The sequence below is a fragment of the Clostridia bacterium genome (assembly GCA_035628995.1).
Classification (GTDB): Bacteria; Bacillota; Clostridia; order Lutisporales; family Lutisporaceae; genus BRH-c25.
The window spans coordinates 213,317-235,547 of sequence record DASPIR010000033.1 but is presented as its reverse complement, the minus strand read 5'-3'; the positions used below and the strand labels follow the sequence as shown (position 1 = coordinate 235,547).

The following is a 22,231-nucleotide window of genomic DNA, read 5'->3' as shown; positions in this document are numbered from 1 at the left end:
ATATAAATCCTCTCATGGGGCAATAATTTTAAAGAATGGGAGGAATCAATATGAAAAAAAGAGTTTTATTACTGCTTGTTTGCATTTTGCTTACATTTGGAAGCTTTGATGCAGTGGCAAACCCAATCAGGAAACTTACAGAAGAGGAAGCACTTATAACTTCATTCGAAAGCACTGGAGCAGAAGTTTTGGAAAGCACAATAAGCTGCTGGACAAAGCTTAACGACAAGTTTCTCACTACAAAGCAGATTGAAGCTGAAATGGCTAAAATTGTAAAACGCATAAACCCTGATAAGGCAACGGCTGTCAAGAATCTTGAGAGCAGCGATCAGTTGAATAAAATAGTATTCTACGGTTCAAAGGGGAACAAGGCTTATAATATTGCAATAGAATCAGCGAAACAGGGAGCTGGAGGAGAGACTTATATTGTCGCTGATGCATCCATGGATAAGAGCTATAGGGATTTAGCGGCCGAAAGGCAGAATATAGCAAATGCCATACAGGTGGATGAAGACTCAATAAACTTCAGCAGCTGCATAATAGGTACCTATAAAGGAAAACTGGAGGAGCGGGATGCGGAAAAGAAGTCCAGGATTGCGCTTCAGTCCATAAATGCAAGAAAGGTAGAAGGTATCGAAAACGAAGAACTGAAAAGCATTTCTGCTTTCAGCAGCAGTGTAGGCGGCTACATTATGTCTAATCAGGCCAGAGTGAATGTTCAGCTGGCTATAAGATATAGTTCCTATGATGACAAGACATACATATGGATTGGTACGCCGTTGATTCCTATGGGGTATTAGGAAAATATGGGTAAGGCAAGATGGAACAATGGGAGGCAGAATTTTGATTAAGTTAATCATTGAAGACAGATGTGCACTTAAGGGTACTGTCAAGGTGCACAGCGCCAAAAATGCCATACTCCCTGTAATAGCAGCATCCATGCTTACACCTGGGACTTGTGTGCTGGAGGAAGTGCCATATCTCGATGATGTTGATATTATGGAAGAGGTTGTAAGGTCTATAGGTGCAGAGATAGGACGGACAGACCATAGCCTTACTATTAAGTCGGAAAACATAAAGAATTTTGAGGCAACCTATGAGTTGATACGGAAAATGAGGGCATCTTTTCTGATAATGGGTCCTATGCTAGCAAGGATCGGCAAGGTAAAAATTTCGCTGCCAGGAGGCTGTGCTATAGGTACAAGGCCTATAGACCTGCACCTTAAGGGGTTCTCCTTGATGGGGGCAAATATTACCCTCGGGCATGGCTATATTGAAGCATATGCTGAAAAGCTTAGAGGTGAAACTATTTACTTGGACTTTCCAAGCGTAGGGGCAACTGAGAACCTAATGATGGCAGGCTGCCTGGCAGAAGGCATAACAGTTATTGAAAATGCGGCGGAGGAACCGGAGATAGTAGATCTTGCAAATTTCCTCAGTAAGATGGGAGCAATAATAAAAGGTGCGGGCACAGATACGGTAAGAATCGAAGGCGTAAAGGAACTAAGGGGTGCAGAACATACTTCTATTCCAGACAGGATAGAAGCAGGCACATTCATGGTCGCTGCAGCTGCAACGGGAGGGGACGTCATAGTAGAAGGAGTGGTGCCCGAACATCTGAAGCCCGTAACTGCAAAGCTTAAAGAAATGGGCGCTGAGGTATTTGAGTTTGAAAGGGCTATCAGGGTAAAAGCACCTGAACGATTAAACTCAGTAGATATAAAGACAATGCCATATCCGGGCTTTCCCACTGATATGCAGTCTCAAATGATGACAGCAATGTGTCTGTCTAAAGGAACGAGCATAGCGACAGAGACGGTTTTTGAAAACAGATTTATGCATATCAATGAGCTTAAACTGATGGGAGCACGGATTAAGGTAGATGGACGCAGCGCAATAATTGAAGGCTGTGACAGACTGAGCGGCGCAAAGGTCAAAGCTACTGATCTGAGGGCGGGAGCGGCGTTGACAATAGCGGGGCTTTGTGCAGAGGGAAGGACAGAAATATCTGACATATATCATATAGACAGAGGATACATAAGAATTGAGGAAAAATTAAAAGGACTCGGAGCTAACATAACGAGAATAGAGGAATAATCTAACCCGGTGCTGTTGCATCGGGTTTCTTATTTTTTGCTGGCATATAAATGGCCCCACTAAAATAATATATTAAAGAACTATACATTTCGCGTGAACATTTAGTCAACTTACCGTCGGAAGGGGGGACAGCTTTTGAGGAAGCTGGCTGCAGCCATTGCAGTACTAATGTTTTTATTATTCACTATTCCCTTGGTTTTGCTGAGAGACAGTGAAAAGAAGCTGGAAAACGATGTAAGGCCTGGTGCTGACATATCAATACAGGTCTATATGAGTGATATAGACAAGGTGGTAACAATGAATCTTGAGGACTACTTATTAGGTGTCGTAGCTGGAGAAATGCCTGCAAGCTTTCATGTGGAGGCACTAAAGGCACAGGCACTGGCTGCCAGGACATACACCATGCTCCGAATGAGACAGTTCGGAGGGAGCGGCTGCAGCAAACATCCGGGAGCGGAAATATGTACTGATTCCGCTCATTGCCAGGCATACAGAAATCCGGCTACCGTAAAGAGCGGCCTGGATAAGTTGAAGGAAGCTGTATATGGAACAGCAGGTGAGGTAATTGTATATGATAATAAGCTCATAGATGCTGTATTCCATTCCACCAGCGGAGGGAAAACAGAAAACTCAGAGGAAATCTGGTCAAGTAAAGTGCCTTATCTTCGAAGTGTTATTAGTCAATATGAGGAAGACTCACCAAAGTATGTGGCTCAACAGGAGGTAAGCATTGACAAGTTTATAGAATGCATCAAAAAGCTTGACCCAGGAGTAAAAGTAAGCAAAAAGAATATCAAGAATGAGATAAAGATACTGGAAAGAAGCGAAGGTGGAAGAATAACAGCGCTCAAAGTAGGGGATAAAACCTTCGATGGTATGGATGTCAGAAATGCTTTGGGTTTGAATTCTTCGAATTTCAATTACAAAGTCGGGAAAAGTTCAATCGTATTCACAGTAGTAGGAAATGGGCACGGCATAGGCCTGAGCCAGTATGGCGCAGATGGCATGGCGAAAAACGGTGCGGTATACAGGGATATAGTAATACATTATTATCAGGGAGTTGACATAATATCAATAAACGATTTGGCCGGTTATAATGCCAGCCGGTAGAATTAGGGAGTAGGGGCGAACACTGTTCGCCCGTACCATGGATACGAACCCAAAATTATGTTTTTTAACACAAAAAATGTGACTTCTGCTTGTATTATTTTAAAAACTATTGGAAATAATACAAGCGGAGGTGTAAATTATGAAATTTAACAGGGAATTCAAAAATAGGTATATTTACTTTGTTGTTTTATTGATAGCTGCTTTGCTTACTGCTGGTGGCCTGATACAGTACAGGAGCTACCTGGATGATAAGCAGGCACAGCTGGACTTTCAGAAGAGCCTCGAAGAATACGGAGATGGGTCTGATATGGATTCTGCAGCTCAAGTAATCGAAGATGAGGTTGACGGGGTGGGTGAAGAAACCCAAGATGCAACTGAAGTCACAAACAGCAGCTCGGTAAAGGTAACCAATAATGAACAAAGTAGTAAAGAAACAGCTAATCCGGATGAAAGTAAATCAACCAATGGAGAAAAAGCGATCTCCGCAATAAAAATGGAAGAACCGAAGATGGAGACAATGGTGGTTCCGGTATTTGGAACAGCATACACCGAGTTTTCAGAAGATGTACTTGTCTATTCAAAAACACTGGATCAGTGGAGTACACATACCGGAATTGATATAAAAGCTGAAGAAGGAAGTCCAGTAAGAGCATCAATGGATGGTGTGGTGGAGGAGCTTTTGAATGATCCCCAGCTTGGCCTGACTATTATAATAAACCATGGCGGGAAAGTATATACCAAGTACAGCAACCTTTCTACTCTTGATTTGGTTACTATAAATCAGAACATCAAAAAGGGTGATGTAATCAGCGGTGTAGGTAAGACAGCTTTATATGAAATCGCTGACGACCCCCACCTACACTTTGAGGTTACTAAGGAAGGCAAGAGCATAGACCCTAAAAAGTACTTGCCTAAACAATCGCTAAAGAAATAGTGCCTCATAAAGTATATCCCTATTAGAGCCGTCGAGGCACTAAACAACGGTAATGCATTTTTAACATTTGAATAACTTGAAAATCTGTTATGTTAAAAAGCATTAATTAATGAACAAATACGAGTAGTTCTAATTAGCAAAAAAATAGCATATTAATGTAAAAAGACACCAATAAGGGGGTAGTAGTAATTGAAGGATTATATCGAAGAAAGAGCATTGGAAATTGCGAAATATATAATAAGCAGCAAGACAACGGTTCGAGATGCGGCTAAGATATTTGGGGTAAGCAAAAGTACAGTACATAAAGATGTTACCGAAAGACTTCCGAGAATAAATCCAAGTGTTGCACTCCAGGTAAAGGAAATAATGGATCAGAACAAGGCTGAAAGACATATAAGAGGCGGAAGGGCAACCAAGATGAAGTACCAGTCCATAAGCCTGTAGTGATGAAAGTTCAGGCTCCGGCAATTATCGATGTGCTGATGGTGGTATGCTGCACAATATAGTTGCTGGAGCTTGTTATTTGATATTGTTTATTTTATAATTACAGTAGACAAGCTGTACATGCTCTGGTTCGAGGTCCGTGGTTCGTGGTTCGGGGAATTGGAGAGCCTTCGAAGGCTTTACTTAATCCTCGCACCTCGTACCTCGTACCCCGCACCTGATGTTTTAATACTTTTTTGACGTATATGATCGATTGATGCAGGAATTTTAGATTTTATATAGAATATGTAATCGATTAAACATGTTTTTAACGAGCTATTTGTTTCGCGAAAAACAATTTGTGTACTTATTCAAATTTCGCGTAAACATTTCATTAGATTTATTGAATTCGCACCATGCCCAATATGAATTCTCTTGTGCGTTCAATATAATTTTCGTTCTTTAGCTTCAAATACTGTAATCGAAATTTTATGGAGGTAGTAAGATGTTCGGAGGACAAGATATAGGCATCGATTTGGGGACGGCCAGTGTTTTAGTATACATAAAAGGGAAAGGCATTGTATTGAGAGAGCCTTCAGTTGTTGCAATAGACAGAAATTCAAACAAGATATTGGCTGTAGGCGAAGATGCAAGGCTGATGCTTGGAAGAACACCAGGCAATATTGTTGCAATAAGACCACTTAGAGAGGGCGTTATTTCAGATTATGATATAACTGAAAAAATGCTTAGATATTTCATAGACAAAGCCATTGGCAGGAGAAGAATATTCAAGCCAAGGATGGTTGTATGTGTCCCGAGCGGCGTTACAGAGGTTGAAAAAAGAGCGGTTATAGATGCTGCCAATAATGCGGGAGCCAGGACAACCAGACTTATCGAAGAGCCTATCGCATCAGCTATTGGAGCAGGCTTGGACATATCAAAGGCCAGCGGCAATATGGTAATTGATATTGGCGGCGGAACAACAGATATAGCGGTTATATCACTTGGCGGTATAGTTGTATCAACCTCCATCAAGGTTGCAGGGGACAAGTTTGACGAAGCAATAGTAAGATATATGAGAAAGAAGCATAATATAATGGTCGGAGAAAGAACTGCTGAAGAGTTGAAAATAAATGTAGGCACTGCATTCCCGAGAGATGAGCAGCTTAAGGTTGAAGTCAGAGGGAGAAATCTTATATCAGGACTTCCAAAGACCATAGAAGTTAATTCTGATGAGATGCTCGAAGCGTTGTCCGAACCGGTTTCTGCCATTGCAGATGCTGTGCATTCAGTGCTTGAGAGGACACCACCGGAGCTTTCTGCTGATATAAGCGACAGAGGAATAGTTATGACAGGCGGAGGCTCGCTTTTAAATGGCCTCGATAAGCTGATAAGCAAGAGGACAGGCATACCGGTATATGTAGCTCAGGACGCAATATCCTGCGTGGCTATAGGGACCGGAAAAGCTTTAGAGCATATAGACCTGTTGGAAGATGCGGACATAAACGCAAACAGGAAGATAGTAACATTGAACTATTAAAATGGACAGCCGAAAGGCTGTCTTTTTAAATAGTTCGAGGTTCGAGGTTCGAGGTGTAGGGGCGAACAGTGTTCGCCTGTATAGTCTTCGAAGTTAATTCTTTAAGCAAGAGGCACGTAGCACGCAGCAAAAAAGTCACTAATTATTTCGCAGTAGCTAAAGTTCCCCAATTATCCTACCGATAAACATTATGTAGAAAATACTTAACGTTTGTAGGTGAGAGTATGATTAGAGGTCTTTATATATCAGCATCCTCTGCGGCTGCTGAGACAAAAAGAATAGATGTGATAGCCAATAACATAGCAAATGTGAATACTACAGGATTCAAGAAGGATGTCATGGTTACTGATAACTTTCCGGAGATCCTGATATCCAAGATAAACGGGAGAATAGACAAGGATCTGCTCGGCAGAGGAGCTTCGGGAGCGGGTATTAGCAGCGGAAATAACGGTGAAACATATAGCGCGAATACTCCCTCCGGCTTTTTTAATGTAGAAACGCCCCAAGGTATAAGTAGAAGCAAGAGTATAGCCTTCAGGGTAAACGAGGAAGGCTACCTTGTGACACCGCAGGGGAATTACATATTAGGGCAGAACGGACGTATAAATACTGGAGGAGCCGCCGTAACCGTGGATGCGGCAGGGCAAGTTCTTGCAGGCGGTACAGCAATAGACAGGCTGAAGGTATCAAACCCATTGAATACATTAGGGCAGTTAAGCTATGGAATACGCAGCAGTGAAGTAAGGACAAACTTTGAGCAGGGCTCGGTGTATTCTACGGGAAACAGTTTTGATTTGGCTTTAAGCGGCAAAGGCTTCTTTTGCGTAGAGACTCCTGAGGGTGAAAGATATACAAGAAGCGGTGATTTTACAAAGGACTCAGAATCCTACCTGGTGACCAAGGAAGGTTATAAGGTGCTCGGAGAAGCCGGATACATAAAGATAGAAGGAAGTAATATGACGGTAAATGAAAAAGGTGAAGTGTATTCAGATTCACAGCTGGCAGACAAGCTTAAACTCGTTGATTTCAATGATTATGAGGTCCTTCGCAAGGAAGGGAATGGTCTTCTTGGAATTGCGGATGACATTGAAGCAGAGCCCGTGGCAATCGCAGGGATGGTACAGCAGAGTTTTCTTGAGGGCTCCAATGTGAATTCAGTGAAGGAAATGGTAAATATGCTTACAATGATGCGCACTTATGAAGCTAATCAGAAGATGATAAAGATACATGACGAGCTTATCGGAAAAGCTGTAAATGAAATTGCAAGGTTATAGGAGGTAATATATTATGATGAGAGCACTTTGGACAGCCAGTACAGGAATGCAAGCCCAACAGCTTAATGTTGATACCATATCGAACAACATGGCAAATGTTAACTCGATTTCATACAAAAAAACCAGGATGGAATTCAAGGACTTGCTATATGAGACAATGGAGAGAGGTATGGTAAAGGATGGGCAGGGCAAACCGGTAAATCTGCAGGTAGGTCACGGAGTTATGGCGGCGGCTTCAACCAAATTTTTTACCACAGGAAGCCTGGATGCAACCGAGAATCCATACGATTTGGCGATTGACGGTCAGGGCTTTTTCAAAGTGCTTGGACCTGAAGGAAAGGAATACTATACAAAGGACGGAAGCTTCAAGATATCGGTAGACGGAGAGAACTACAACCTTGTAACCTCGGAAGGCTATTACGTTCAGGGTGAAAATGGCAATATCGAACTGGGCTCTGAGGTAAAGGATGTAACTATAGATGCAAAAGGGCTGATTTCGGTAAAGAGGCAGGACGGCACCGCTGAAGATTTGGGGAGCATTTCGATTACAAGCTTTGTAAATCCCGCAGGACTTGAGAGTGTTGGGAAAAACATGTATGTAGCAACAGGGGCAAGTGGTGAAGCGCACGATACTCAGAACGACGGTACGGGAGGAACCATAATGCAGGGTTATCTGGAGTACTCCAATGTACAGATAGTAGAGGAAATGGTAAAGCTGATACAGGCTCAGAGAGCATATGAAATAAACTCCAAATCCATACAGACAGCTGATGAGATGCTGGGAATGGCGAATAACCTTAGAAGGTAGGCACGAGGTTACGGGGTTTCGGGGTTACGAGGAAGGTAGGGGCGAACATTGTTCGCCTGATAAGAGGTATTTATATGATAAATCCAATTAGTAATGGTAATAATATAGTTGATTATAATAATATAAAGGATAAAGTTCAGGAAGCGCAGCAAGGAGATTTCGAGAGTGCTTTGGAAAAGGCTATTGAGGAAAAGGATGAAAAAAAGCTAAAGAAGGCATGCAGCGACCTGGAAGCGATATTTGTTAACATGATGTTCAAGCAAATGAGGAACACGGTTCAGAAGAGTGACCTGGTAGATGGCGGCTCTGCTGAAGAAATGTATGAGGATATGCTTTTTGATAAGTATGCTGAGGAAGTCTCAAAGGGTCAGGGTACAGGACTGGGTGATGTACTTTATAAGCAGCTGTCAAAGAACATGAAGAAAGAGAGCGAGGAGAACGATGTTAAGTAACATTGATATACAAGGAATCATACCCCACAGGTATCCATTCCTGCTGGTAGATAAAATTACTGAGATAGAATATGGCAAAAAAGCCATAGGAATAAAAAACGTTACGGTAAACGAGCCCTTCTTTCAAGGTCACTTCCCGGGAAACCCGATAATGCCGGGTGTGCTTATAGTAGAGGCGATGGCTCAGGTTGGAGCTGTGGCTATACTGGGGATGGAGGAGCATAAAGGCAAGCTGGCGGTGTTTACCGGAATAGACGGTATGAGATTCAGAAAACAGGTTGTACCTGGGGATACACTGAGAATGGAAGTAGAGATGCTGTACTTCAAAAGGGGCATAGGCAAAGCAAAGGCTGAAGCTTATGTAGGCAACGATCTTGCAGCCTCAGGAGAGCTGATGTTTGCGATAATTAACAAATAAGACGGTGGTGAATCCACCGTTTTTTTATTGATTAATCTATTCACCTCTTACCTCGTAACCCTGCACCTAATGCTGAAAGGCAGCATATATTCCTTTTACAATGGTTTCTGACATTTTCATTACCAGCCCAAGCCTTACATTATTGATTCTCAGGTAATTTTCATATTCATAGTCGTCCGATTCTACTGCTTCATCTACTATTCCTACAATAGAACAATCTCCTACATGTGAGAGTCTCTTTCCTACACCTCTGCCAGGCTGGATGCTGCCTTCCTTTACTTGAATATAGCCTACGCTTTGGCTTGTTCCCAGACAAGCATCTATAGCAATGACTCTAGAGCCTCTGTAGTGTGTTTTAATATGAGATATTGTACTTCTGAGGTTGACAGCATGGACAGGACTTTCAAGAGTGCCCAGGATAGGTACTGCCAAGTTAAGCTTGCTGAGTAAAGTGCCTGTCAATGGCCCCAAGCAGTCACCAATGAACCTATCGGTACCTATGCAGAGTATGATGCATTTATCACAGCTGTACTGTTTTAAAAACTCAGATATCTTAAGATGTGCCCTGTCATCTGTATAATGCGCACATACATCCTCGAGAGTGCTGAATCCCTCAATCAAAACATAACCTCCCAACTATTAATAGTAGCATTGCGACCATTTAAGCTACTATTAATATATTGGTGGCCAAGCTCAATTATTCTACTAATAGTCATACATTGTATTAAAGTGAAGGAACTGGAAAGGCTTCCTTCATTTTTATACAATGGGAGCTCAAATCCCTAGTAAATCAAGCGATTGCTGCAACCCTTGTCAGTAAAGGCGCATTTCAGGTTTAACTATTGATTTTTTGAAACATTAGTATTATAATTATGAATAATCCGCATTATGATTAAGCATATTAAATAATGAGCGATGTAATCTCTCTATTTAGTGGTTTTCAGCCCAATTTGATTATTGATAGATGCTCCGATATTTTATATAATAGAGAAGTCGCGTCGGGGTGTAGCGCAGTTGGTAGCGTACGTGGTTTGGGACCATGGGGCCGCAGGTTCAAGTCCTGTCACCCCGACCATCATAAAAAAATTAAATACGGCCCATTGGTCAAGCGGTTAAGACACCGCCCTTTCACGGCGGCTACAGGGGTTCGAATCCCCTATGGGTCACCATTACTATTATTACATGGGGGCATAGCTCAGCTGGGAGAGCATCTGCCTTACAAGCAGAGGGTCATAGGTTCGAGCCCTATTGTCCCCACCAACTTTTTTCGTAACGTAGTGGAGAAACAAAGACCAAAATTCCTTAATGTAATACGTAGCATTTGCGGAGTAACTTGGAGGCTACGGAGAAAGAAAGACTTACATTCCTTTTTGATAATTAAAAATTAAACATAAGCTGGTGTAGCTCAATTGGTAGAGCAGCTGACTTGTAATCAGCAGGTCGCGGGTTCGAGTCCCATCACCAGCTCCATCATGGAGAGGTTCCCGAGTGGCCAAAGGGGGCAGACTGTAAATCTGTTGTCTCAGACTTCGATGGTTCGAATCCATCTCTCTCCACCATTTGTAATCTAAAAGTCCGAAAGGACTTTTTTTTATGCAAAAAAACGGTAACGGGTAACAAATAGTTTTTTGGTTATAATATATTTTGGCTGAAATATGAACAAAAAATGAAGGGATTTTTTCGATAAAAATGTACATATTGACAGAGGGTTTTCGCTATGATAGTATGAAGCTGTCAACTAAATAGCAAAAAAGCTCATCAAGAGAGGTGGAGGGAAGGGCCCTATGAAACCCGGCAACCGGCAAATGTACGGTGCCAATTCCTACAGGATTAATTATTTGATCCTGAAAGATGAGGGAGTAATAAGAAATACGCAACTCCTTCGTCAGAAGGAGTTTTTTTACTTTTTGCAGCTTAACAAGAGAAATTATTTGAAGGAGGCTTATTATGATAAGAAAATTATTTACATCCGAATCTGTTACTGAAGGACACCCGGATAAAATATGCGATCAGATTTCTGACGCAGTGTTGGATGCCATACTTGAAAACGACCCGATGGGCAGAGTGGCATGTGAGGTTTCGGTTACTACAGGTTTGGTATTGGTTATGGGAGAGATATCCACAAACTGCTATGTTGATATTCCGAAAATAGTTAGAAAAACCATTGAGGATATAGGCTATACAAGAGCAAAATACGGCTTTGACGCAGACACCTGCGGTGTAATAACTGCAATAGACGAGCAGTCTGCAGATATAGCTCTTGGCGTCGATAATGCTCTGGAAGCCAAAAAAGGCGAAATGACAGAGCGGGATATAGCTGCTACGGGAGCAGGAGACCAGGGTATGATGTTCGGGTATGCCTGCGATGAAACCCCTGAGCTTATGCCGATGCCCATTTCCTTGGCGCACAAACTGGCAATACGGCTTTCAAAGGTGCGAAAGGAAGGCATCCTCGACTATTTAAGACCAGATGGCAAGACACAGGTTACTGTAGAATACGATGATGGAAAACCAGTGAGAATAGATACTATAGTTGTTTCCTCACAGCATAGTCCAGAGGTGGACCATGATACCATTGAAAGGGATATACTTGAAAATGTAATAAGGCCTGTTGTTCCTGAAGGCATGCTGGACAAGGAGACCAAGTATTACATTAATCCTACAGGAAGGTTTGTAATAGGAGGACCTCACGGAGATTCAGGCCTTACAGGAAGAAAGATAATAGTTGATACTTATGGAGGATACGCAAGACATGGAGGAGGAGCCTTCTCCGGCAAGGATCCGACTAAGGTTGACAGATCTGCTTCCTATGCTGCAAGATATGTAGCGAAGAATGTGGTTGCAGCGGGTCTTGCATCTAAATGTGAAGTGCAGGTTGCTTACGCAATAGGTGTTGCAAAGCCAGTATCAGTATTGGTTGAGACCTTTGGAACCGGAAAGCTTTCAGATGACGAGATAGCAGCGATAGTAATGAAGATATTTGATTTGAGGCCAGCAGCTATAATAAAAAACCTGGATCTCAGAAGGCCGATATATAAACAAGTGGCGGCATATGGGCACATGGGAAGAACGGATATAGATGTTCCGTGGGAAAAAACTGACAAAGCTGAAGAAATTAAAAAATTAGCAGGGATATAATAGGAAGGTGCAGTTCACTAGGACTGCACCTTTTGTTACAGGTTTCGGGGTTACGGGCACCACGGATTTCCTGCGGAAAAACACTGAAATCCACGGAAGACACGGTGGGGAAAATATTCTAAAACATATATAGTATTCGATAATGAAGTAAGTGTCAAAATTCACTAATGCGGCTATATATTCTATAAAAGTTAACCGTGTAATTCCGTTGGAATTCCGTGAAACATCCGTGTGTTCAGTGGTACCCGTTCCCCTGACCCTAATATCGCACCCTATACTTGAATGTGCTATAATAAAAAGAACAAGTATTCGTAGATTCTTTTCGAGGTGCTAAGGATGGATGAAGTTCAAGGAACGATATATGATGTTGTGTTCAGAAATGAGCAGAACGGGTACACAGTATTGGAGCTGGAGCGGGATAAAGAGCTGCTTACATTGGTAGGATACTTTTCCTTCTTGAATATTGGTGAAACCATAAAGGCATATGGAAAGTGGGTGCAGCACCCTGATTATGGCAATCAGTTCAAGGTGGAGACCTATACTGCAGTTACTCCTGCAACTGTTAATGGAATAGAAAAGTATCTTGCCTCAGGTTTGATTCCGGGGATAGGTGCACATACAGCTAAAAAGCTGGTAGATAAGTTTGGGCTGGATACTCTTGAAATTATACAATATAATCCCGACCGACTCACAGAGGTGGAGGGAATAGGAGAAAAGAAGGCAGCGGCAATATTTGAAGCCTTTGAGGAGCAGAAGGAACTGAAGGATATAATGATGTTTCTTGAGCAATATGGCATAGGACCTGCTTATGCAGTCAGGATATATAAGAACTATGGGGTCAATACCATAAAAGAGATAAAGGAGAACCCCTACAAGCTCGCAGATGACATATTCGGTATAGGCTTCAAAATGGCAGACAAGGTAGCGCTGAGCATGGGAGTCTCACAATCCTCAGAATATCGCACTGCATCAGGCACGAGATATGTTCTGAACCAATATCATGCAAATGGACATACCTTTGTACCCCAGGAGGAGCTTGTAAGATCTGCAGCAGCATTGCTTGGCGTTGACGAAACCTTTGTTGAGGACACAATAGTCAAGCTTTTCATAGATAAAAAACTGGTTGTTGAGAATATCGGAGACATAAGAGGTGTATACGCAGTTCCTTTCTTCAAGGCAGAATCAGGTACTGCGAGAAGGCTTATGCAGCTTTTATATTTCAAGATTCCCCCTATGGACGTTGATATCGATAGTGAGATATCAGCGGTTGAAAGGTCAGAAGGAATAGAATTGGCAGACAAGCAAAAAACTGCAGTGCGGGAGGCCTTGACTCAGGGGATACTGGTGATAACGGGGGGGCCGGGCACGGGGAAAACCACAACCATCAAAACAATAATAAGTCTTTTTGAAAAGCAGGGACTTAATGTGCTGCTTGCTGCGCCTACAGGGAGAGCAGCGAAAAGGATGCAGGAGGCAACGGGAAGGGATGCTAAGACCATCCACAGGCTTCTGGAATTCGGGTACGGGGACAGCGATGAGGAAATGTTCTTCCAGAAGAATGAAGAGTCACCGTTGGAATGCGATGTAATAATAGTTGATGAGGTATCAATGATTGACATACTGCTTATGAACAACCTTTTGGGTGCTATAGCGGAAGGAACCAGGGTCATTTTGGTAGGTGATGTTGATCAGCTCCCTTCCGTGGGTCCGGGGAATGTGTTGAAGGATATTATAGAAAGCGGAGTACTGCCGGTAGTAAGATTGGATGAGATATTCAGACAGGCTGAGAGCAGTATGATTGTTGTCAATGCCCACAGGATAAATAGGGGTGAGCCTCCGATAATAAGCTCTAAAAACGGGGATTTCTTTCTTATAAGGCAAGAGAGCCAGGAAGATATTGTCTCCACAATAATTGAGCTTTGCACAGAAAGGCTTCCCAAATATACAGGGCTGGATTTTTGTGAAGGAATTCAGGTGCTTTCCCCAATGAAGAAAGGCGTGTGCGGGGTATTGAACTTGAATCAGGAGCTGCAGAAGGCTCTAAACCCTAAGGGGCATGATAAGGCTGAGAAACCTCACAGAGAAGCTGTTTTTAGGGTTGGAGACAAAGTAATGCAGATAAAGAACAACTACAAAATGAAATGGCAAAGCATCAACAACTTTGAAAAGGAAGGGGAGGGAGTTTTCAACGGAGACCTGGGCACCATTATAGAGATAGATAACGAGGAACAGTATATCGAAGTGATATTTGACAGAGAAAGAATGGTCAGATATGATTTTACCATGCTGGATGAGCTGGAGCATGCATACGCTTTGACGGTTCATAAAAGCCAAGGCTCAGAGTTCCCGGTTCTTGTAATGCCGTTAACCTTCGGGCCCCCGATGCTTATGACAAGGAACCTCCTCTATACGGGACTGACAAGAGCAAAAAGCATGGTAGTGCTTGTTGGGAAGGAACGGTTTCTTCAGCAGATGATTAAAAACAACCATATAACAACACGTCATTCAGGACTACGGGGAAGGCTTGATAAATTAAACTTCTTCTAGGGCAGGTGATGCTATGTTAAGATATGTAATTGACCTATTATATCCTTCAAAGCCAAAGTGTGATATATGTGGGAGCGTCGGGACGGTCAACCCTTGCGATATATGTATGGCATCATTGGATTATCTCCAGGGAGTCACATGTCTTCACTGCGGTAAACAGCTTAATGAGAAATACCCCAAAAGCATCTGTCCCGATTGCAGAGACGGAATTTTTCATTATGACAGAGCTTATTCCTGCTTTGCATATAGCGGGATGGGGAAGGAGCTCATACATAAGTTCAAATATGAAGGGAAAACGCAGCTTTCGAAGGTAATTGCAGGTTTAATGGAAGAGAGATTGAGGAATGAAGTGCTGTCAATAGATGCAATTGTACCAGTGCCTATACATGAGAACAAGCTCAGAACGAGAGGCTTCAATCAGTCGCTTTTTATAGCGCGGGAACTGGCTGGAAGGCTCAGAAAACCGGTATCGGACTGCCTTTTAAGAACGAAGGAGACAAAGGTGCAGTACAACCTGGACAAAGCCCAGCGGTATTTGAATATAGTTGATGCATTTTCAATAAAATTATTGTATAATAATGATAAAAATAAGAGTATTCTGTTAGTTGATGACATATATACTACTGGAAGCACTGTGAATGAATGCAGCAGAGTACTTAGGGAATTCGGAGCGAGGAACATATACGTTATAACTGCCGCTACAGGCAGTAATACATAAATCGTAGGGGTGAACAGTGTTCGCCTGTCCAGATGATAAATTAGTCACTGTTAAAGGGAGGTCTATTTATGGCGGAAATAAGGAATTGCCCCAGATGCGGGAAAATATTCACCTGTTTAGGAAGACCTATTTGCGGCAATTGTATAGCGACAGAAGAAAATGAATTCAAGGTGGTAAAGGAATATGTGTATGACAATCCCGGAGCCACTATATCAGAGGTATCAAATGAAACAGAGGTTTCTGTTGAGAAAATAATGAGGTTCCTTAGAGAGGAAAGACTAGAAATTAGATCTGAAAACAGCAATCTTCTTTTGGAATGTGAAAGGTGCGGAAGAGCAATAAATTCCGGCAGATTCTGTGAGAATTGCAAGGGGGAAATAAATAAAGACTTCAAGAGGGAATTTGGATTAGACAAGAAAGAGCCAAAGCCGCAGCCGCAGATTAGGGCAGATAAAGAGAGAATGTATACAGCTACAAGAAGAAAAGATCAATAAGCAGCATAAAGCTGCTTTTTTTTTCGTAAAAAACACTAAACTAATATATAAGTAATACCGATAAAATAATTGAAACAAGAAATACAAAACGGGGTGTTAACATGGGATTCAATATTAATAAAATTGGCGGCGTAGGCGGAGTCTACAATAATCAGAAGGTGGAGTCCAAAAAGGATATTCATGGGGCTTCACAGGTTAAAGGGAAAAAGGATGAAGTACAAATATCCAAGGAAGCTATGGATTTTCAGCTGGTTATGAAGGCTGCAAAGGCTGCCAGGGACATACCGGACATTAGAGAAGAAGTAATTGCTCCAATTAAGGACAGACTTGACAACGACACTTACGAAGTAGACAGCAAAGGTATAGCAGATAAGCTTTTAGCTCGCAAGTTTAATATTAAAGTATGAAAATAACCACAGCTTAAGGCCATAACCTGGCTGTGGCTATTTTTATCCAAATATTGAACGCACTTTAGTAATTCTATAGGGTAATGTGCGAATTCAATAAATCAAGGAAACATTTGTGCGAAATCTGAATTTCAAATATAAAAGGTTTTTCGCAAAATGCTGAGAGGGTGAGATGTCTATAATGAATATTGATAAAGAAGTGAATGCTGTTATCGGCATATTGAAGAAGGAGCATGGTTATTACGCGGACATGCTTGAACTTTCAAAATCCAAGAAAAAGATAATCGTTGAAGGCAAAGTCGCAGAATTGGATAAGATAGTCAAGCTTGAGCAGGACATGATTCTTAATATTGGACAGCTTGAGAGAAAAAGAGAGGAAGAGGTAGCCAAGCTTAGCGGGATATTGAATCTTAACAGCGCGCACCTTACTATTTCCGAGCTGGCGAAGGTACTTCAGCCTGAACTGAAAAAGGGACTGGAGGATATTCAAAACAAGCTTCAGGAGACATTCTCTGAACTGAAGTCAGTAAATGACGTAAACGGACAGCTTATTGAGCAGTCCTTGGAATATATAGATTATTCAATAAACATTGTCACCGGTGCTGGCATGGAGACAGGCTCATTATATGGAGACATCGGTAAGAACAAAAGTAAGCAGAATAAAAAGAACATTTTCGATACAAAGGTTTAGGGGTGTGGTTATATGTCATCAGCATTTAGAGGATTGGGAATAGGAATATCTGCAGTTTTTGCAAACCAGAGAGCATTGGATGTTACTGGTCATAATATAAGTAATGTGAATACTCCTGGATACACGAGGCAGATGATATCCAATTCATCGGCTTTTTATCAGAAGCTTGGACAGTCCGGCAATGGTAATTCATTGCAGTTGGGCTATGGTGTTGATGTTCAGGAAATAAGGCAGTACAGAGATGAATTCCTGGATAAGAAATTCAAGAAGGAAAGCACTGAGCTGGGCTATTGGGAGTCAAGGTTTTCAAGCATTGAAGAGCTTGAGACAGTATTCGGTGTTAATTCGGAGGATGGGCTTCAGGCAGCAATGAACAATTTCTGGAATTCATGGGAACAGCTTTCCAAACCCACAGGAGGTTTGGTTGCCAGGTCAATGGTTAAAGAGAACGCCATTGCCTTAGTGGAGACTGTAAAGAATATGGACAGTCTGATGGTTAACTTCAGAAAAAGCAAGGACAAGGAAATTATTGAGAATATAAATAAAATAAACGATATAGCCAAAGATATTGCAGGACTGAACCTTGAGATAAGCAAGATAGAATCCCATGGAGTCACAGCAAATGACCTTAGGGATCAGAGAAATTACCTCATAGACGAGCTTGCCAAGAAGACTAAGTTACAAGTCATGGAAGGAAGCACAATTAATATTTCTCTGGAAGGGAGAATGTTGGTTGAGGGCAGCAGATATGAACAGATAGGGACTGTACCCGACACTAGTAACAGTGGATTTGTACAGCTCACTTGGAAGGGCAGCAATGAAAAGCTTGAACTCTCCGGAGGAAGCATAAAATCATTGGTAGAGGCAAGGGATACAGTGGTAAAGGGCTATAGAGAAAAGCTGAATGAGTTTGTAAAGGGTATAGCAGCAGAAGTTAATGCAATACATATAACCGGGTACGGAGTAAAAGATAATGTCCAAAGGAATTTTTTCATAAATGGGCTGAATGGTACGGCAAACAACATAGATCTGGAAACGATAGCCTTCAACCCGGAACTGAATGATTTTGATAATATTGCCTCCGCTGAAGAGGCATCTAACTATGAGGACAACAGGATAGCATTGAAAATTTCAGATTTAAGGCTGGGCGATTATTTTTCGGATGATGGTTATGAGACAGCTCCGGCAAACAGAAAGTTCAATTATGACGAATTCTACAGAAATCTCATTTCCAGTTTGGGAAATATAGGGCAGGAAGCATCTACTGCAGTTGATGCGCAGAAGCTTCTGGTTGACCAGATAGAATATCGCAGACAGTCTGTGTCTGCTGTTTCAATGGACGAAGAGATGAGCAACCTCATTAAATACGAACATTCATATAATGCAGCTGCAAGAATAGTAAACGCAATGGATGAGATGCTTGAGATAATAGTTAATAAAATAGGGTTGGTCGGAAGGTAGTGATTAAGGCATGAGAACCACATTTGGAACCTTTAATATTGCGACATCAGGGCTCTTTGCCAGCCAAAGGTCTCTGGATGTCACCAGTCATAACATTTCAAATTCAAATACAGAAGGGTATTCAAGACAGTCATCCCTTCAAAGGGCTACTATGCCTACTTATGGAGACCCCACGGGAGTTGTAGGTACAGGTGTAGAAGCCTACGATATAATCAGAATGAGAAGCAGCTACCTTGACCAGAAATATTGGGGGCAAAACAAGACTTACCAGGAGTGGAGCATAAAGCAAGAAAGCCTTAGGCAGATAGAAGGTATATTCAATGAACCATCGGAAACAGGAATACGGAAAGTTATGGATGAGTTCTTTACCTCACTTGAAGAGCTTTCGAAAAAACCGGGAGACGACACCTGCAGGGTAGCAGTGCTGGAAAAGGCCAATGTACTCACTGTTTCAATAAATAGGAACGGACAGGAATTGCTAAATGCAATTAAAGATCAAAACTTCTCTATAAAGAACAAGGTCAGTGAAGTAAACTCACTGTCAGAGCAGATTGCCAACCTGAACAAGCATATTTTCGGTTTTGAACTGAATGGAACCAAGGCAAATGACCTTAGAGATCAGAGAAATGTTCTGTTAGATAAGCTTTCCTCAATCGTAAATATTACAGTATCTGAGATGCCAGGGCCAAATGGAAACAACTATATGGATGTGAAAATAGGGGGTATAACCCTCGTAAATCATATAAGCTACAATAAGCTAACCACCCAGGATAAGAGCGTCCCTGGAATATCTGATATCGGTGGCGGTAAAATTAGTGATGTGGTATGGGATGGGGTGCAGGATCAGAAGGTTAATATAGAAGGTGGAGAGCTCAAGGGTATGCTGGATGTAAGAGATGGTAACGGAACTGGTTTTAACTATAGGGGACTTCCATACTATCTGAGCAAACTGAATGAATTTGCTAGTAGTTTCGCTAGCAGCTTCAATGAACAGCACAATCAGGGAGTAGACTCTGAGGGGAATCAGGGAACTGATTTCTTCGATGAATCGGGGACTCCTTCAGTAAATAGCGTCAACTTCAAAGTGGATCCTGACATATTAACCAACTCAAACAAGATAGCAGCAGCAGCTCTTAACGATGGAGAGAGTGATAATGGCAACGTCAATTTATTGATAGCGCTGCGTAAGAGTACAACAATGTTTCCATCAGTAAAGGGGACGCCAGATGACTATATAAAGTCTTTACTGTCAGCATTGGCAGTTGACAGCAGCCAGGCCAAAAGGATGAGTACAAACTCACAGGTTCTGGTAGATCAGACGGAGAATCGACGCCTCTCAGAGTCAGGAGTGTCTCTGGATGAGGAGATGACCAATATGGTGAAGTTCCAGCAGTCATATAATGCGTCAGCCAGAATGATTACAACATTGGATGCGATAATGGATACCACAGTGAACAGACTTGGATTAGTAGGAAGGTAGTGAGGTGATATCATGAGAGTTACAAATACCATGATGGCAAATAATATGATGAGAAATCTTACCAGGAACTTGAGCAGAATGGAAAAGATGCAGGAGCAGATGGCCAGTGGTAAGAAGTTTTCACGTCCTTCTGATGACCCCATAGGGGTATCCAGGAGTTTGAGGCTTAATACTGAAGTGGCGACCATGGAACAGTACAGGAGGAACGCAGATGATACGCAGTCATGGATGGATACGACAGAAATGGCTATAGGCAATATCAATACGGTACTCCAAAGGGCGAGTGAGCTCGCTATACAGGCCGCTAGTGAGACGAATTCCATAGATGAGAGAAATACCATAGCTGGTGAAATAACCCAACTCAGAAATCAGCTTATACAAATAGGAAATACAAACTATGCAGGCAGTTATATATTCTCAGGGTTTAAGACTGATAAACCGCTTTTTACGACCGATGGCAAGTACGACTTTGGCGGGGCAAGCAGTTTAACCCTTGATGAGGTTATAGAGGTCAATATAGGCATGGGAGATAAAATAGGCATGAACTCAGTAGGTCAAAGATCATTTGGGCTATACTCCGGTGTTGGAGACCTGGATTTGATGACTGCAAATACACTGGAGCCACAGCAAAGCATGAAGGGTAAATATATAAATGCTACATTAACAGACCCGCTGAATGCCACGGGCAGTTTTACACTGATAAATGGTTCTGATAGTGCGACAATAAGTATTACGGGGCCTTTTACCAGCTTAACTGATATGGAGGATGCAATAACGGCTCAACTGGTGGGCACTGATTTGGAGGATCCACATGTAATTGTTTCTATCAAGGATAATAAGCTTATTTTCGAGTCGGATAATGATCTTACTATCCAATCAGTAGGTCTGGATGTTACATTGTTGGGTATGACCAACAATCAAAAATCCGTATCCAGGATAGATCCAGGGGACGACTCACAGCTAATAGCTATATTCAACCAATTGATAACGGATCTTACAGCTAATAATACTCCGGGTATAAGCAATGCCATATCAAGAATCGAGAATCAAGCATCTAATATTAATGCAATAAGAGCAGAGATAGGGGTAAAATCGAACAGAGTTGAGCTTACTACTAACAGGATATTGGATGATACGCTCAACTTGAAGGGACTTCTTTCGAAAAATGAAGATGCTGATATGGCAGAAGTCATAATGAACATAAAAATGGAAGAGAATGTCTATCAGGCTTCCCTTTCAACTGGAGCTAGAATAATACAACCATCGCTTATTGACTTTTTAAGGTAGGGTGGTCATATGCCTGGGAGCAGGCGGGAAATAGAGGTCAGGGGCGGTACTTTGGCAGGAGCCAAGCATCAGCATAAAAGCTACTGATAATAAGATTGATACAAAAGTATGAAAGAGGTGTCAAGATGAAGGTAAACACAAAGTTTTTCGGTGAATTGGAAGCAGACGAAAAGGATATAATATCCTTTGAGGATAATATACTGGGTTTTCCGGATTTGAAGGAATACCTTATGGTGCATGACAATAAAAATGAGCATTTCAACTATCTGCAGGCAATAGATGATATAAACGTATGTTTCATAATCACATCTCCCTTCTTTATAATACCTGACTACAGCATGGATATCAGTGCTGATTCAGTGAAGAAGCTTGAGCTTGAAGAAGATAAGGATGTAATGCTATATTCAATAGTAACGATACCGGAAGACATAAAGCAAATGACAGCAAACATGAAAGCCCCCCTGGTAGTCAATGTGAAGAATAGAAAAGCATTGCAGGAAGTTTTAGATGATGAAAGATATTCAATCAAACACAGAATAGTAAAGGAGGCTGATGCCTCTTGTTAGTACTCTCAAGGAAGAAGAACCAATCCATAATGATAGGTGACGATATAGAAATAATTATTACGGATATGTCTGAGGATAAGGTAAAGATAGGTATAATTGCTCCAAAGAGCTTGAAAATCTTCCGTAAGGAGCTCATAGAAGAGATTCAGGATGAGAATGTCAAGTCCAACCTTACAGTCAAGGTTGATATCAACGAATTGGCCAGTATAATAAAAAATGAGAAATAGATAAAGGCATGTAAAGCGACTAAATTCGCCGCTATACATGTTCTTTTTTTTTATGAATTGGTAATTATTTTAGAGAAAAAAGTAAAAATTTATTTAAAAATGCTAAAGTTTATTAGTTACAGGTCGATATATTTACTAGAAGCAATATACTGCCTTCTT

General features: G+C 41.7%; 22 protein-coding genes, 5 tRNA genes and 1 riboswitch. Of the genes, 26 read left to right on the top strand and 1 reads right to left on the bottom strand.

Annotated features, from left to right (window positions below; all coding sequences use genetic code 11):
• The first annotated feature begins 50 nt into the window (after nucleotides 1-50).
• From VEB00_15420 to fabZ, 10 genes are all read left to right on the top strand, one after another.
• A complete protein-coding gene (locus VEB00_15420; protein ID HYF84404.1) occupies nucleotides 51-800 on the top strand; it encodes a YwmB family TATA-box binding protein in 750 nt (249 codons plus the stop codon).
• 43 nt (nucleotides 801-843) lie between these two features.
• Nucleotides 844-2,097, top strand: coding sequence for a UDP-N-acetylglucosamine 1-carboxyvinyltransferase (gene murA, locus VEB00_15415; protein HYF84403.1), 1,254 nt, complete (start codon nucleotides 844-846; stop codon nucleotides 2,095-2,097).
• 135 nt (nucleotides 2,098-2,232) lie between these two features.
• Nucleotides 2,233-3,207, top strand: a complete 975-nt coding sequence (gene spoIID / locus VEB00_15410; protein ID HYF84402.1) for a stage II sporulation protein D — start codon at nucleotides 2,233-2,235, stop codon at nucleotides 3,205-3,207.
• A gap of 139 nt (nucleotides 3,208-3,346) precedes the next feature.
• Nucleotides 3,347-4,141 (top strand): M23 family metallopeptidase, encoded by a 795-nt coding sequence (locus VEB00_15405; protein ID HYF84401.1) that lies wholly within the window; start codon nucleotides 3,347-3,349, stop codon nucleotides 4,139-4,141.
• Between the two features lie 189 nt (nucleotides 4,142-4,330).
• Entirely contained in the window at nucleotides 4,331-4,585 is a 255-nt protein-coding gene (gene spoIIID, locus VEB00_15400) for a sporulation transcriptional regulator SpoIIID (protein ID HYF84400.1), read from the top strand.
• A 484-nt stretch (nucleotides 4,586-5,069) separates the two neighbouring features.
• A complete protein-coding gene (locus VEB00_15395; GenBank protein HYF84399.1) occupies nucleotides 5,070-6,104 on the top strand; it encodes a rod shape-determining protein in 1,035 nt (344 codons plus the stop codon).
• A 224-nt stretch (nucleotides 6,105-6,328) separates the two neighbouring features.
• Nucleotides 6,329-7,378, top strand: a complete 1,050-nt coding sequence (locus VEB00_15390; GenBank protein ID HYF84398.1) for a flagellar hook-basal body protein — start codon at nucleotides 6,329-6,331, stop codon at nucleotides 7,376-7,378.
• A gap of 13 nt (nucleotides 7,379-7,391) precedes the next feature.
• On the top strand, nucleotides 7,392-8,186 hold the full coding sequence (gene flgG / locus VEB00_15385; GenBank protein ID HYF84397.1) for a flagellar basal-body rod protein FlgG: 795 nt from the start codon (nucleotides 7,392-7,394) through the stop codon (nucleotides 8,184-8,186).
• A 74-nt stretch (nucleotides 8,187-8,260) separates the two neighbouring features.
• Nucleotides 8,261-8,638, top strand: coding sequence for a rod-binding protein (locus tag VEB00_15380; protein HYF84396.1), 378 nt, complete (start codon nucleotides 8,261-8,263; stop codon nucleotides 8,636-8,638).
• Nucleotides 8,628-9,056: a 3-hydroxyacyl-ACP dehydratase FabZ gene (fabZ, locus tag VEB00_15375; protein ID HYF84395.1), complete on the top strand. Its 429-nt coding sequence runs from the start codon at nucleotides 8,628-8,630 to the stop codon at nucleotides 9,054-9,056. The genes VEB00_15380 and fabZ overlap by 11 nt, the downstream gene beginning before the upstream one ends.
• Before the next feature lie 66 nt (nucleotides 9,057-9,122).
• On the opposite strand, the gene yyaC is transcribed toward fabZ, so the two are convergent.
• A complete protein-coding gene (yyaC, locus tag VEB00_15370) occupies nucleotides 9,123-9,677 on the bottom strand; it encodes a spore protease YyaC (GenBank protein ID HYF84394.1) in 555 nt (184 codons plus the stop codon).
• 378 nt (nucleotides 9,678-10,055) lie between these two features.
• Here yyaC and VEB00_15365 point away from each other — a divergent pair.
• The 16 genes from VEB00_15365 (at nucleotide 10,056) to csrA (ending at nucleotide 22,072) form a co-directional block, all read left to right on the top strand.
• Nucleotides 10,056-10,131, top strand: a tRNA-Pro gene (locus VEB00_15365).
• A 19-nt stretch (nucleotides 10,132-10,150) separates the two neighbouring features.
• A tRNA-Glu gene (locus VEB00_15360) sits at nucleotides 10,151-10,225 on the top strand.
• Between the two features lie 15 nt (nucleotides 10,226-10,240).
• Nucleotides 10,241-10,316, top strand: a tRNA-Val gene (locus VEB00_15355).
• Between the two features lie 134 nt (nucleotides 10,317-10,450).
• Nucleotides 10,451-10,526: transfer RNA gene (locus VEB00_15350), tRNA-Thr, on the top strand.
• 4 nt (nucleotides 10,527-10,530) lie between these two features.
• Nucleotides 10,531-10,615, top strand: a tRNA-Tyr gene (locus tag VEB00_15345).
• A gap of 193 nt (nucleotides 10,616-10,808) precedes the next feature.
• Nucleotides 10,809-10,914: riboswitch (SAM riboswitch) on the top strand.
• Between the two features lie 89 nt (nucleotides 10,915-11,003).
• The gene (gene metK, locus VEB00_15340) at nucleotides 11,004-12,194 is read left to right on the top strand and encodes a methionine adenosyltransferase (GenBank protein HYF84393.1); all 1,191 of its coding nucleotides are present in this window, start codon (nucleotides 11,004-11,006) and stop codon (nucleotides 12,192-12,194) included.
• A gap of 336 nt (nucleotides 12,195-12,530) precedes the next feature.
• The gene (locus tag VEB00_15335; GenBank protein HYF84392.1) at nucleotides 12,531-14,741 is read left to right on the top strand and encodes an ATP-dependent RecD-like DNA helicase; all 2,211 of its coding nucleotides are present in this window, start codon (nucleotides 12,531-12,533) and stop codon (nucleotides 14,739-14,741) included.
• 13 nt (nucleotides 14,742-14,754) lie between these two features.
• Entirely contained in the window at nucleotides 14,755-15,459 is a 705-nt protein-coding gene (locus VEB00_15330; GenBank protein ID HYF84391.1) for a ComF family protein, read from the top strand.
• Between the two features lie 68 nt (nucleotides 15,460-15,527).
• Nucleotides 15,528-15,953, top strand: a complete 426-nt coding sequence (locus VEB00_15325; protein ID HYF84390.1) for a TIGR03826 family flagellar region protein — start codon at nucleotides 15,528-15,530, stop codon at nucleotides 15,951-15,953.
• A 101-nt stretch (nucleotides 15,954-16,054) separates the two neighbouring features.
• Nucleotides 16,055-16,360: a flagellar biosynthesis anti-sigma factor FlgM gene (gene flgM, locus VEB00_15320; protein HYF84389.1), complete on the top strand. Its 306-nt coding sequence runs from the start codon at nucleotides 16,055-16,057 to the stop codon at nucleotides 16,358-16,360.
• A 172-nt stretch (nucleotides 16,361-16,532) separates the two neighbouring features.
• On the top strand, nucleotides 16,533-17,051 hold the full coding sequence (locus VEB00_15315; protein HYF84388.1) for a flagellar protein FlgN: 519 nt from the start codon (nucleotides 16,533-16,535) through the stop codon (nucleotides 17,049-17,051).
• 12 nt (nucleotides 17,052-17,063) lie between these two features.
• On the top strand, nucleotides 17,064-18,512 hold the full coding sequence (flgK, locus tag VEB00_15310) for a flagellar hook-associated protein FlgK (GenBank protein HYF84387.1): 1,449 nt from the start codon (nucleotides 17,064-17,066) through the stop codon (nucleotides 18,510-18,512).
• Between the two features lie 10 nt (nucleotides 18,513-18,522).
• The gene (gene flgK / locus VEB00_15305; GenBank protein ID HYF84386.1) at nucleotides 18,523-19,992 is read left to right on the top strand and encodes a flagellar hook-associated protein FlgK; all 1,470 of its coding nucleotides are present in this window, start codon (nucleotides 18,523-18,525) and stop codon (nucleotides 19,990-19,992) included.
• 12 nt (nucleotides 19,993-20,004) lie between these two features.
• Nucleotides 20,005-21,279 carry a flagellar hook-associated protein FlgL gene (flgL, locus tag VEB00_15300; GenBank protein HYF84385.1) on the top strand — a complete coding sequence of 425 codons (1,275 nt, stop codon included), beginning with the start codon at nucleotides 20,005-20,007 and terminating at the stop codon, nucleotides 21,277-21,279.
• Between the two features lie 125 nt (nucleotides 21,280-21,404).
• On the top strand, nucleotides 21,405-21,845 hold the full coding sequence (locus VEB00_15295; GenBank protein ID HYF84384.1) for a flagellar assembly protein FliW: 441 nt from the start codon (nucleotides 21,405-21,407) through the stop codon (nucleotides 21,843-21,845).
• Nucleotides 21,839-22,072 carry a carbon storage regulator CsrA gene (csrA, locus tag VEB00_15290; GenBank protein HYF84383.1) on the top strand — a complete coding sequence of 78 codons (234 nt, stop codon included), beginning with the start codon at nucleotides 21,839-21,841 and terminating at the stop codon, nucleotides 22,070-22,072. The genes VEB00_15295 and csrA overlap by 7 nt, the downstream gene beginning before the upstream one ends.
• Nucleotides 22,073-22,231: the final 159 nt, after the last annotated feature.

Bases quoted from the DNA above. Each gene is read 5' to 3' on its own strand.
- VEB00_15420 (HYF84404.1), top strand. From the start codon at position 51: ATGAAAAAAAGAGTTTTATTACTGCTTGTTTGCATTTTGCTTACATTT.
- VEB00_15405 (HYF84401.1), top strand. From the start codon at position 3,347: ATGAAATTTAACAGGGAATTCAAAAATAGGTATATTTACTTTGTTGTT.
- VEB00_15395 (HYF84399.1), top strand. From the start codon at position 5,070: ATGTTCGGAGGACAAGATATAGGCATCGATTTGGGGACGGCCAGTGTT.
- VEB00_15390 (HYF84398.1), top strand. From the start codon at position 6,329: ATGATTAGAGGTCTTTATATATCAGCATCCTCTGCGGCTGCTGAGACA.
- flgG (HYF84397.1), top strand. From the start codon at position 7,392: ATGATGAGAGCACTTTGGACAGCCAGTACAGGAATGCAAGCCCAACAG.
- VEB00_15380 (HYF84396.1), top strand. From the start codon at position 8,261: ATGATAAATCCAATTAGTAATGGTAATAATATAGTTGATTATAATAAT.
- fabZ (HYF84395.1), top strand. From the start codon at position 8,628: ATGTTAAGTAACATTGATATACAAGGAATCATACCCCACAGGTATCCA.
- metK (HYF84393.1), top strand. From the start codon at position 11,004: ATGATAAGAAAATTATTTACATCCGAATCTGTTACTGAAGGACACCCG.
- VEB00_15335 (HYF84392.1), top strand. From the start codon at position 12,531: ATGGATGAAGTTCAAGGAACGATATATGATGTTGTGTTCAGAAATGAG.
- VEB00_15330 (HYF84391.1), top strand. From the start codon at position 14,755: ATGTTAAGATATGTAATTGACCTATTATATCCTTCAAAGCCAAAGTGT.
- VEB00_15325 (HYF84390.1), top strand. From the start codon at position 15,528: ATGGCGGAAATAAGGAATTGCCCCAGATGCGGGAAAATATTCACCTGT.
- flgM (HYF84389.1), top strand. From the start codon at position 16,055: ATGGGATTCAATATTAATAAAATTGGCGGCGTAGGCGGAGTCTACAAT.
- VEB00_15315 (HYF84388.1), top strand. From the start codon at position 16,533: ATGTCTATAATGAATATTGATAAAGAAGTGAATGCTGTTATCGGCATA.
- flgK (HYF84387.1), top strand. From the start codon at position 17,064: ATGTCATCAGCATTTAGAGGATTGGGAATAGGAATATCTGCAGTTTTT.
- flgK (HYF84386.1), top strand. From the start codon at position 18,523: ATGAGAACCACATTTGGAACCTTTAATATTGCGACATCAGGGCTCTTT.
- flgL (HYF84385.1), top strand. From the start codon at position 20,005: ATGAGAGTTACAAATACCATGATGGCAAATAATATGATGAGAAATCTT.
- VEB00_15295 (HYF84384.1), top strand. From the start codon at position 21,405: ATGAAGGTAAACACAAAGTTTTTCGGTGAATTGGAAGCAGACGAAAAG.